Genomic DNA, 11,003 nt, shown 5'->3' with positions numbered 1-11,003 from the left:
TTCCACACGTAGCTACCCAGCTAGCTCCTGGCGGAACAACTGGTTACACCAGCGGTGTGTCCATCCCGGTCCTCTCGTACTAAGGACAGCTCCTCTCAAATTTCCTGCGCCCGCGACGGATAGGGACCGAACTGTCTCACGACGTTCTGAACCCAGCTCGCGTACCGCTTTAATGGGCGAACAGCCCAACCCTTGGGACCCTACTTCAGCCCCAGGATGCGATGAGCCGACATCGAGGTGCCAAACCTCCCCGTCGATGTGGGACTCTTGGGGGAGATAAGCCTGTTATCCCCAGGGTAGCTTTTATCCGTTGAGCGATGGCCCTTCCATGCGGAACCACCGGATCACTAAGCCCGACTTTCGTCCCTGCTCGACTTGTAGGTCTCGCAGTCAAGCTCCCTTGTGCCTTTACACTCTGCGAATGATTTCCAACCATTCTGAGGGAACCTTTGGGCGCCTCCGTTACACTTTAGGAGGCGACCGCCCCAGTCAAACTGCCCACCTGACACTGTCTCCGCACCGGATCACGGTGCTGGGTTAGAATGTCAGTACAGCCAGGGTAGTATCCCACCGACGCCTCCATCGAACCTGGCGGTCCGACTTCTATGGCTCCTACCTATCCTGTACAAGCTGTACCAAAATCCAATATCAGGCTACAGTAAAGCTCCATGGGGTCTTTCCGTCCTGTCGCGGGTAACCTGCATCTTCACAGGTACTATAATTTCACCGGGTCTCTCGTTGAGACAGTATCCAAGTCGTTGCACCTTTCGTGCGGGTCGGAACTTACCCGACAAGGAATTTCGCTACCTTAGGACCGTTATAGTTACGGCCGCCGTTTACTGGGGCTTCGATTCAGAGCTTCTCCCGTAAGGGATAACCCCTCCTCTTAACCTTCCAGCACCGGGCAGGTGTCAGCCCCTATACTTCGCCTTACGGCTTTGCAGAGACCTGTGTTTTGCTAAACAGTCGCTTGGATCTTTTCACTGCGGCTCCCCTGGGCTATTAACCCGAGGAAGCACCCCTTCTCCCGAAGTTACGGGGTCATTTTGCCGAGTTCCTTAACGAGAGTTCTCCCGATCGTCTTAGGATTCTCTCCTCGCCTACCTGTGTCGGTTTGCGGTACGGGCACCTCTTTCCTCACTAGAGGCTTTTCTTGGCAGCGTAGAATCAAGGACTTCGGTACTAAATTTCCCTCGCCATCACGACTCAGCCTTCACGGTGAACGGATTTACCTATTCACCAGCCTAATCGCTTGGACGCGCATTTCCAGCAGCGCGCTCTCCCTATCTTTCTGCGTCCCCCCGTCGTTCAAACGGAAAGGAGGTGGTACAGGAATATCAACCTGTTATCCATCGCCTACGCCTTTCGGCCTCGGCTTAGGTCCCGACTAACCCTGAGCGGACGAGCCTTCCTCAGGAAACCTTGGGCTTTCGACGGACAAGATTCTCACTTGTCTTTCGCTACTCATACCGGCATTCTCACTTCTAAGCGCTCCACCAGTCCTTTCGGTCTGACTTCACAGCCCTTAGAACGCTCTCCTACCATTGTCGTAAGACAATCCACAGCTTCGGTGATACGTTTAGCCCCGGTACATTTTCGGCGCAGCGTCACTCGACCAGTGAGCTATTACGCACTCTTTAAATGATGGCTGCTTCTAAGCCAACATCCTGGTTGTCTAAGCAACGCCACATCCTTTTCCACTTAACGTATACTTTGGGACCTTAGCTGGTGGTCTGGGCTGTTTCCCTCTCGACTACGGATCTTATCACTCGCAGTCTGACTCCCGCGGATAAATCGTTGGCATTCGGAGTTTGACTGGATTCGGTAATCCGGTAAGGACCCCTAGTCCAATCAGTGCTCTACCTCCAAGATTCTTGCCGCGAGGCTAGCCCTAAAGCTATTTCGGAGAGAACCAGCTATCTCCAGGTTCGATTGGCATTTCACCGCTACCCACACCTCATCCCCGCATTTTTCAACATGCGTGGGTTCGGGCCTCCATTCAGTGTTACCTGAACTTCACCCTGGACATGGGTAGATCACCTGGTTTCGGGTCTACGACCACGTACTATTTCGCCCTATTCAGACTCGCTTTCGCTGCGGCTCCGCCTTATCAGCTTAACCTTGCACGGGATCGTAACTCGCCGGTTCATTCTACAAAAGGCACGCTGTCACCCATTAACGGGCTCCAACTAGTTGTAGGCACACGGTTTCAGGTTCTCTTTCACTCCCCTTCCGGGGTGCTTTTCACCTTTCCCTCACGGTACTGGTTCACTATCGGTCACTAGAGAGTATTTAGCCTTGGGAGATGGTCCTCCCAGATTCCGACGGGGTTTCACGTGTCCCGCCGTACTCAGGATCCGTCTCGGAGGGCAGCGGATTTTGACTACAGGATTGTTACCTTCTCTGATGGACCTTTCCAGGTCGCTTCGTCTATCCGTGCCTTTGTAACTCCAAAGAGACGTCCTACAACCCCAGAGGGCAAGCCCTCTGGTTTGGGCTGATTCCGTTTCGCTCGCCGCTACTCAGGAAATCGCATTTGCTTTCTCTTCCTCCGGGTAATGAGATGTTTCAGTTCCCCGGGTCTGCCTTCCATTCCCTATGTATTCAGAAATGGATACCATCCTATTAAAGATGGTGGGTTCCCCCATTCGGAAATCTCCGGATCAAAGCGTACTTACAGCTCCCCGAAGCATATCGGTGTTCGTCCCGTCCTTCTTAGGCTTCTAGTGCCAAGGCATCCACCGTGCGCCCTTAGTAGCTTAACCTTCGATTTGTTAGGCATTGCTGCCATAACGCATCAGTTATTACTAAGTTCTTGCATAAAAAATAATTATTGGATGTCGTTGTTTATGCTATCTAGTTTTCAAGGAACAAGGCTACTACTTGAATCAGCGTAAGCTTCATCACTTCACCTATTTTGAAAGAATAAATCATTCTTTCAAAACTAAACGAAACGCTCATGTAAGGTTGGTAACGTAAGTTACCTTCGTAATTCTCCATAGAAAGGAGGTGATCCAGCCGCACCTTCCGATACGGCTACCTTGTTACGACTTCACCCCAATCATTTGTCCCACCTTCGGCGGCTGGCTCCATAAAGGTTACCCCACCGACTTCGGGTGTTACAAACTCTCGTGGTGTGACGGGCGGTGTGTACAAGGCCCGGGAACGTATTCACCGCGGCATGCTGATCCGCGATTACTAGCAATTCCGGCTTCATGCAGGCGAGTTGCAGCCTGCAATCCGAACTGAGAACGGCTTTATGGGATTTGCTTCACCTCGCGGTGTTGCTGCCCTTTGTACCGTCCATTGTAGCACGTGTGTAGCCCAGGTCATAAGGGGCATGATGATTTGACGTCATCCCCACCTTCCTCCGGTTTGTCACCGGCAGTCACCTTAGAGTGCCCAACTAAATGCTGGCAACTAAGATCAAGGGTTGCGCTCGTTGCGGGACTTAACCCAACATCTCACGACACGAGCTGACGACAACCATGCACCACCTGTCACTCTGTCCCCCGAAGGGGAACGTCCTGTCTCCAGGATTGTCAGAGGATGTCAAGACCTGGTAAGGTTCTTCGCGTTGCTTCGAATTAAACCACATGCTCCACTGCTTGTGCGGGCCCCCGTCAATTCCTTTGAGTTTCAACCTTGCGGTCGTACTCCCCAGGCGGAGTGCTTAATGTGTTAACTTCAGCACTGAGGGTGGAACCCCCCAACACCTAGCACTCATCGTTTACGGCGTGGACTACCAGGGTATCTAATCCTGTTTGCTCCCCACGCTTTCGCGCCTCAGCGTCAGTTACAGACCAGAGAGCCGCCTTCGCCACTGGTGTTCCTCCACATATCTACGCATTTCACCGCTACACGTGGAATTCCACTCTCCTCTTCTGCACTCAAGTCCTCCAGTTTCCAATGACCCTCCACGGTTGAGCCGTGGGCTTTCACATCAGACTTAAAAGACCGCCTGCGCGCGCTTTACGCCCAATAATTCCGGACAACGCTTGCCACCTACGTATTACCGCGGCTGCTGGCACGTAGTTAGCCGTGGCTTTCTGGTTAGGTACCGTCAAGGTACCGCCCTATTCGAACGGTACTTGTTCTTCCCTAACAACAGAGCTTTACGACCCGAAGGCCTTCGTCACTCACGCGGCGTTGCTCCGTCAGACTTTCGTCCATTGCGGAAGATTCCCTACTGCTGCCTCCCGTAGGAGTCTGGGCCGTGTCTCAGTCCCAGTGTGGCCGATCACCCTCTCAGGTCGGCTACGCATCGTCGCCTTGGTAAGCCATTACCTTACCAACTAGCTAATGCGCCGCGGGCCCATCCTGCAGTGTTAGCTCAGAAAGCCAACTTTCAACATTGCACCATGCGGTGCGATGTATTACCCGGTATTAGCTCCGGTTTCCCGGAGTTATCCCAGTCTGCAGGGCAGGTTGCCCACGTGTTACTCACCCGTCCGCCGCTAAGATCAGGGAGCAAGCTCCCATCTCTTCGCTCGACTTGCATGTATTAGGCACGCCGCCAGCGTTCGTCCTGAGCCAGGATCAAACTCTCCGATAGAAAGCTCAATCTAGCTTTTAAAACAATTTTTGTTTCCGTAGAAACAACTACTTACATGGCGTTTCGTTCAGTTTTCAAAGAGCAATTCGTTTCTTTCAATGTCGTTTTCAGCGACTTTATTAATATACCATATTAACTTAGTTCGCGTCAACAAATTTTTTGAAATTGTTTTTTGCGTCAACCGCGTTGTTGCGGCGACCTATATAACTATATCAGGGTTATCTCTGGTATGCAACCCCCTTTTTTAAAATTATTTCAGAAAAACAAAAAGGACCCTTTCATGATAGGATCCTTTTCTTTTACCCTATGATAATAAGCTGTATGGCAGCAAGTGCTACAAGGCCAGGAATACCTAAGAATCCGGTAACGACAGCAGTTCCTGGATTAATAGGAACATGTAAATCAAAAGGACTTCCGAACGTATTTAGAAAGAAGAGTAGTAACGCTCCGATGGCAAGCTTGATTAACCCCTGTCCGATCCAACGCAACGGTTTCAGTGGTGCCCCTACGAAAAGAAGCAAAACAATACTTAGGACAAATAAGCCAATAATGAGTTTTGGATCCATAATGGGCCTCCGCTCTTTTTCTCAGAATTACTAAATCATATGTCTGTCCAAATAAAAAAGAACGGGAAGTTTGAACTATCCCATTCTTATCTTTCTTCGTTTCGCTTCTTTTAATAGAAAGAAGTATTTCGCTTCATCGACTTTCAGCTTAGCAAGAACCGCTCCAGAGGGTTCTACGCTACGCTCTACAATTTCTTTCTGTTTGTTCCATACTTCTTTTAATTCATATAGCGTCTGAATCAAACGCTCATCAGCTTCCTTGCGTAAATAGCCTCTACGTTTGAAGAACATTTTGTTTCCTCCTGACGCTACAATTCACGACGACCTTCCATTGCTTTAGAAAGGGTGACCTCATCAGCATATTCAAGATCGCCACCTACAGGAAGGCCGTGAGCAATACGAGTAATCCGAATCCCTGTCGGTTTCACAAGACGAGCAATATACATAGCTGTTGCTTCCCCTTCAATTGTAGGATCTGTGGCAAGAATGATTTCCGTCACCTTATCATCCTGTAGACGTTTCAAAAGCTCTGGCACTTTAATATCCTCCGGACCAATTCCTTCAACAGGAGAAATAGCACCATGAAGCACGTGATAAAGGCCCGTATAGTCTTTCATTTTCTCAACGGCGATGACATCTTTCGCATCTTGAACGACGCAAATAACGGTTTCATCTCGATGAGTGTCTGAACAGATTCGACACGGATCCGTATCAGTAATGTGATTACAAACAGAGCAATACGTTAGCTGACGCTTCGCATTGACTAGCGCCTTTCCGAAATCAAGTACGTCATCATCATTCATTTCAAGAACGAAAAAAGCCAGGCGGACCGCCGTTTTTGGTCCGATTCCCGGCAACTTCATAAAACTGTCGATCAGTTTTGAGATTGGTTCAGGATAATGCACCTGCGTTCCCCCTAAAACATTCCTGGCATATTAAGCCCTTGCGTAAATTTACCCATGTCTTTGTTAACCAATTCGTCTACATTACGTAGCGCATCATTCGTTGCAGCAAGAACAAGGTCCTGAAGCATATCGATGTCATCTGGATCTACAACTTCTTCTTTTACAATAACTTCAAGAATTTCTTTATGGCCATTCGCTTTAACAAGAACCATGCCGCCGCCAGCTGAACCTTCAACGACTTTGTCTTTCAGTTCTTCTTGTGCCTTTGCCATATCCTTCTGCATCTTCTGCATTTGCTTCATCATGTTATTCATGTTTCCTCCGCCACCCATACCACGTTTCATAAAAAATTCCTCCTTAGTTATCGTTCATTTTTAAGTTTGAATATCTAATAAATCATCGCCTACAAGGCGTCTTGCTTCAGCAATTAATGGATCTTCTGCTGGCTCCCCGCCATTTTCGTCGGGTTCTGGTTCATCTCTTGTCTTCAAGAACTCAGCGCGGATCTCCTTCCACTCTGTTTCGACTATTGCAACCATTTCAAGCTGTTTGCCAATCGTCCGTGAAAGTACTTGTTCAAGCGTACCACGAATGTTTTCTTTCGTTGCCATCTGGCAGTGCATATCGTACTGGAAAGATAGCAAGAAGGAATTATCGGTAGCTGCAACTGGCTCGCTATCCTTTAACCAGGCGTGAGCAGAGACTTTTTCCTGACGGACGTTCTCCATCACTTCGCCCCAAACACTTTTTACTTTCATTAAATCCTGCTTGGTCGCTTTCTTCAGCATCTCTTTTATTCTACCATGAGATACACCAGATTTCTGTCTGGAAGGTTTAAATTGTTTCTTCTGTTTCGGTTCACTTGTCTCTTCTTGTTTAACCGTAACACCTTGCTCTTTCAGTGTCTTCAGTTCACCCTCAAGCTTCTGAATACGTTCAAGTAATTCGCTCTGATCTTGAGCAGGCTGATTCTGACTACTGGTTTCATCCTGACAAATTTGAACGAGAGCTAATTCAAGGAAAATTCGTGGATGGTTTGTCCACTTCATCTCTTGCTGACTACGATTCAACGTCTCGATGACCTTGTAGATCCAATCTTTCGCGGATTGGTCACCTAACTGCTGGAACGTTTCATCGATTTTCACTCGTTCAACAACCTCTTCAAGCTGAGGGGCCGTTTGATAAAGTAATAAATCACGATAGTAATAGATCAGATCTTCAAGGAAACGTGCAGCATCTTTCCCGTGATCCATTAATTCTTCCACTGCATTCAATGCTTCCGCCACATCTTTATGATGGAAAGCCAATGCGATTTTTGAAATCATTTTTTGAGACACGCTTCCTGTTACAGCAAGCACATCATCTAATACAACTTCCGCCTCACTATATGAGATTGCCTGATCAAGAATACTTAAAGCATCTCGCATTCCGCCATCTGCCGCTCGAGCGACTTGATAAAGAGCATCTTCTTCTACCTCAATATCCTGCGCATGAATAATGGTTTGTAACCGTCCCACAATGTCCTGCGCTGTAATCCTTCTCATATCAAAACGCTGACACCTTGAAATGATTGTTAATGGGATTTTGTGAGGCTCCGTCGTTGCAAGGATAAACACCACATGCTTTGGAGGTTCTTCTAATGTTTTAAGAAGAGCATTGAACGCTCCTGTTGAAAGCATGTGAACTTCATCTATGATATACACCTTATAAGAAACAGAACTTGGTGCATACTTCACTTTATCGCGAATATCACGAATGTCGTCGACCCCTGTATTAGAAGCCGCATCAATTTCTATGACATCAGAAATTGATCCATCAGTGATGCCAAGACACGCTGAACATTCATTGCACGGTTCAGCTACTGGTGCCTTCTCACAGTTAATCGCCTTCGCAATAATTTTGGCAGCACTCGTTTTTCCCGTTCCTCGAGGTCCTGTAAACAAATAGGCGTGAGAGATTTTTTGCTGCATGAGTGCGTTCTGAATTGTTCTTGTAACATGCTTTTGACCAACCACATCTTCAAACGTTTGCGGTCGCCAAACGCGGTATAGCGCTTGATAACTCATTCGCCTACTCTCCTCCTAACCTCTTCATACGTTTCTATTATACCGTTTCATCGCCTTTAATTCAAAAGACAATCCTACCAAAACGATACTAAAAAACTCACCCTTTTAAAAGAGTGAGTTTGAGCATTTAAATTAAGTAAACCGTGCACCTTCCTTCGATAAAGCCACCACAGGCGTTACCTGAACAGTTAGCTCGATCCGGGCACTCCCGCGGCACACAGAGGGTACCTACTTACTGCTGCTTCCTTCCGGACCTGACAGGATTCATAGGACTCTGTTGCGCAGGACCCGAATGTCAACACCACTTATTCAGGTCAGACCCTGCAGTGGCTAAACCTCGGGAAGGGATTCAGTCTCGCTATAGCGGATTGCGAGTACAGGGCACCGCTAATTCCCCACCTAGCACGGCAAATTTGATAATAATGTTGTGCACTCGAATGGTGCAAGATAAAGTATATCGCATTTCGACCATTTTAGCAACAGGCCAAATACTCCATTAAATGTAAATGGCGGAGGCGAGAGGATTTGAACCCCCGCGACGCGTGAACGTCCTAACTGATTTCGAGTCAGCCCCCTTCAGCCAGACTTGGGTACGCCTCCATCAATCGTTGTCTCGCTGACAAAAAGACTATATCATGTCTCTTCAGGATTTTCAATGAATGATAATAGCTCCTTCTTACGCCGCTTTTCTTCTTTTTGTTTTAATCGTAAACTGCGAAAAAATGTCGATAACATCGTTCCACATTCCCCTTCACATACACCAGCCGTGACATCAGCTTGATGATTAAAACGGCTATCATCAAGAAGATTCATTAGCGTACCAGCACAACCGCCTTTCGGATCCGTTGCCCCATACACTACTCGCTCCACTCTCGATAAAACAATGGCGCCACTACACATCGCACATGGCTCAAGCGTAACATAGAGCGTGCAGCCGGTTAATCGCCAGGATCCCACTTTACGACAAGCCTCATCAATGGCAAGCAGCTCAGCATGCGCTACAGATCGTTGTTCTGTTTCCCTAAGGTTATACGCTGACGCAATCACTTCATCATCTTTTACAATCACTGCGCCAATTGGCACTTCTCCAATAGCAGAAGCCTTGTCAGCTTCGGCTATTGCTAGTCGCATAAAATACTCATCTTTTTCAAGGTGATCCTGCATTCCATTCACTCCTTTATAGTCGTTTTATCTAAGAACAGTTTGGGTAAACTACATATTATTCCAATTTATTTAAAGGAGAGGAGTTCACATGGGTAAAGAACATATCGAACATAGCCATCAAGACACTTCCGCTGCACTTTTATTAATCGATGTGATCAACACGATGGATTTTGAAGATGCTGAACTTCTAGCAAGATACACAGAGGAAACAGCCGATAATATTAAATCTTTAAAAGAACAGGCAAAATCAAAAGGAATGCCTGTGATCTATGTTAATGATAATTATGGTTTATGGCAATCTGATTTCAAAAAGGTGATTAACTATGCCGCCGAGGCAAATGGACAACACCTTGTTGATCGTCTTGAGCCAGAAGATGATGATTATACAGTCGTTAAGCCAAAGCACTCTGGCTTTTTTTCAACACCACTTTCAACACTACTGAAGTATTTAAACGTTAACACTCTCATTCTAACTGGTTTTGCAGGAAACATTTGTGTGCTATTTACTGCAAACGATGCATACATGAGAGAATATGATCTTTATATTCCATCAGATTGCTGTGCGTCTAATGTCAAAGAAGATAATGACTATGCCCTTCGCTTAATGGAAGGAAACTTAAAAGCAAACACCCAGGCTTCAAGTGAATTAAAACTAGACAAGCTTATTGAAAAAGCGAACCAACGAAAAACAACAACAGCTTATGAAGGTTAAAAAAAGCCCCTCTTCTTGAGAAGAGAGGGCAATCATTAAGAGCTTGTTTGAAAGTAAGCAGGCCTTTGCTCAAAGGCAGCGTTTAAATAAGTGACCATTAACTTATCATCGAAAAGCTTGCTGCCTTTACGAAGGCTTTGACAGTAGCCATCTCTAAACTCAAGACGATCAATTAAGAATGAATGGCCGTACCCGCTATTCACAGTTACTTCAATCACACGCTCTTTTGCTGTAAAGGTAAGGGTTGTGTCATTGATCTGGAAGCGCACTTCTTCAAGATACTTTGAATGGTAAAGACAGGTCATGCAACGAACAACTTCGTAATACCCTCCGTCAGTTGTCACACGCTCTGTTTTATATCGCTTTAGATCAGAATCAATATACATCATCACATCCTGAACCTTTTTCGTCGAAATCGCCAATTGGACACTTGTATTTAAAGATTGATAGAAGCGTTTCTTAATCCCCACTTTATAGAAAACAAGCCCCATACACCAAGTGACAATAAGAACAGGTAGCAAAATGGTTAGAATGTCTTTTTCAAAAATCGTCCAGTCATAGTACCAAATTAGAAAAAGAACGGCTATCGAAAACAGAATGCCTGCTAGAAAAGTTTGAGGACGGTAATCACGAAAGTCATTTTCTGCTGTCGCAAGCTCTGCTTTTAACCATTCAAGCTCATATAAGTCAAAACGCTGCAGCTCTTTTTGTTGCCAGGCCGCATCATTCATCCACCCTTCCGAACGTTTATGATGCAAGAACCCTTTAAAAAAATTATGTAGATGTGAATTAGTTTCCATCTTCCGCTCAATCGTTTGCCTAAAAGCACGGTCATATTGCCGAGCAATCGCACTCATACCCTGAGCAGCGATGAGAAGGATAAGTAATAATAAGAAAAGCTGTCCCCACGGATTATCTGCGATTACGGATTGTAAACCATCAACCACGGGAGAAAGCTCTGATTTAAGATTGATCCCAACGGCACGAAATAATTCAGCCAATGTCCCTTTCCAATCGTCCAACTTAAAATCCTCC

At 46.5% G+C, this 11,003-nt stretch carries 8 protein-coding genes, 1 tRNA gene, 2 rRNA genes and 1 other RNA gene; 1 reads left to right on the top strand and 11 read right to left on the bottom strand.

Features of this window, described 5'->3' with window-relative positions; translation table 11 throughout:
- The 10 genes from ATG70_RS18280 to tadA form a co-directional block, all read right to left on the bottom strand.
- Positions 1 to 2,765: ribosomal RNA gene (locus tag ATG70_RS18280) — 23S ribosomal RNA — on the bottom strand; the annotation flags it as partial.
- A gap of 237 nt (positions 2,766 to 3,002) precedes the next feature.
- A 16S ribosomal RNA gene (locus ATG70_RS18275) occupies positions 3,003 to 4,555 on the bottom strand.
- Between the two features lie 299 nt (positions 4,556 to 4,854).
- Positions 4,855 to 5,121 (bottom strand): pro-sigmaK processing inhibitor BofA family protein, encoded by a 267-nt coding sequence (locus ATG70_RS18270; RefSeq protein ID WP_098445654.1) that lies wholly within the window; start codon positions 5,119 to 5,121, stop codon positions 4,855 to 4,857.
- A gap of 75 nt (positions 5,122 to 5,196) precedes the next feature.
- Complete coding sequence (locus ATG70_RS18265; RefSeq protein ID WP_098445653.1) at positions 5,197 to 5,412, bottom strand: YaaL family protein; 216 nt, start codon at positions 5,410 to 5,412, stop codon at positions 5,197 to 5,199.
- A 17-nt stretch (positions 5,413 to 5,429) separates the two neighbouring features.
- Positions 5,430 to 6,026: a recombination mediator RecR gene (gene recR, locus ATG70_RS18260; RefSeq protein WP_098445652.1), complete on the bottom strand. Its 597-nt coding sequence runs from the start codon at positions 6,024 to 6,026 to the stop codon at positions 5,430 to 5,432.
- 11 nt (positions 6,027 to 6,037) lie between these two features.
- Complete coding sequence (locus tag ATG70_RS18255; RefSeq protein WP_098445890.1) at positions 6,038 to 6,358, bottom strand: YbaB/EbfC family nucleoid-associated protein; 321 nt, start codon at positions 6,356 to 6,358, stop codon at positions 6,038 to 6,040.
- Positions 6,359 to 6,400: 42 nt separating this feature from the next.
- Positions 6,401 to 8,092 (bottom strand): DNA polymerase III subunit gamma/tau, encoded by a 1,692-nt coding sequence (dnaX, locus tag ATG70_RS18250; protein ID WP_098445651.1) that lies wholly within the window; start codon positions 8,090 to 8,092, stop codon positions 6,401 to 6,403.
- 141 nt (positions 8,093 to 8,233) lie between these two features.
- An RNA gene (gene ffs / locus ATG70_RS18245) (signal recognition particle sRNA large type) lies at positions 8,234 to 8,500 on the bottom strand.
- Positions 8,501 to 8,599: 99 nt separating this feature from the next.
- Positions 8,600 to 8,692: transfer RNA gene (locus tag ATG70_RS18240), tRNA-Ser, on the bottom strand.
- A gap of 33 nt (positions 8,693 to 8,725) precedes the next feature.
- The gene (gene tadA / locus ATG70_RS18235) at positions 8,726 to 9,256 is read right to left on the bottom strand and encodes a tRNA adenosine(34) deaminase TadA (protein ID WP_098445650.1); all 531 of its coding nucleotides are present in this window, start codon (positions 9,254 to 9,256) and stop codon (positions 8,726 to 8,728) included.
- A gap of 88 nt (positions 9,257 to 9,344) precedes the next feature.
- On the opposite strand from tadA, the gene ATG70_RS18230 reads away from it, so the two are divergent.
- Positions 9,345 to 9,968: a cysteine hydrolase family protein gene (locus ATG70_RS18230; protein ID WP_098445649.1), complete on the top strand. Its 624-nt coding sequence runs from the start codon at positions 9,345 to 9,347 to the stop codon at positions 9,966 to 9,968.
- A 35-nt stretch (positions 9,969 to 10,003) separates the two neighbouring features.
- On the opposite strand, the gene ATG70_RS18225 is transcribed toward ATG70_RS18230, so the two are convergent.
- On the bottom strand, positions 10,004 to 10,990 hold the full coding sequence (locus ATG70_RS18225) for a hypothetical protein (RefSeq protein ID WP_098445648.1): 987 nt from the start codon (positions 10,988 to 10,990) through the stop codon (positions 10,004 to 10,006).
- Positions 10,991 to 11,003 lie beyond the last annotated feature (13 nt).

Source organism: Bacillus sp. es.036 (assembly GCF_002563635.1).
Classification (GTDB): Bacteria; Bacillota; Bacilli; order Bacillales; family Guptibacillaceae; genus Guptibacillus.
Note: the sequence above shows the minus strand (reverse complement) of the source record. Positions and strands in the feature narration are given on the sequence as shown.

What these genes read in the sequence shown, in the direction of transcription:
- ATG70_RS18265 (WP_098445653.1), bottom strand. Translation starts at nt 5,412, where the DNA reads ATGTTCTTCAAACGTAGAGGCTATTTACGCAAGGAAGCTGATGAGCGT.
- ATG70_RS18255 (WP_098445890.1), bottom strand. Translation starts at nt 6,358, where the DNA reads ATGGGTGGCGGAGGAAACATGAATAACATGATGAAGCAAATGCAGAAG.
- ATG70_RS18270 (WP_098445654.1), bottom strand. Translation starts at nt 5,121, where the DNA reads ATGGATCCAAAACTCATTATTGGCTTATTTGTCCTAAGTATTGTTTTG.
- dnaX (WP_098445651.1), bottom strand. Translation starts at nt 8,092, where the DNA reads ATGAGTTATCAAGCGCTATACCGCGTTTGGCGACCGCAAACGTTTGAA.
- ATG70_RS18230 (WP_098445649.1), top strand. Translation starts at nt 9,345, where the DNA reads ATGGGTAAAGAACATATCGAACATAGCCATCAAGACACTTCCGCTGCA.
- tadA (WP_098445650.1), bottom strand. Translation starts at nt 9,256, where the DNA reads ATGCAGGATCACCTTGAAAAAGATGAGTATTTTATGCGACTAGCAATA.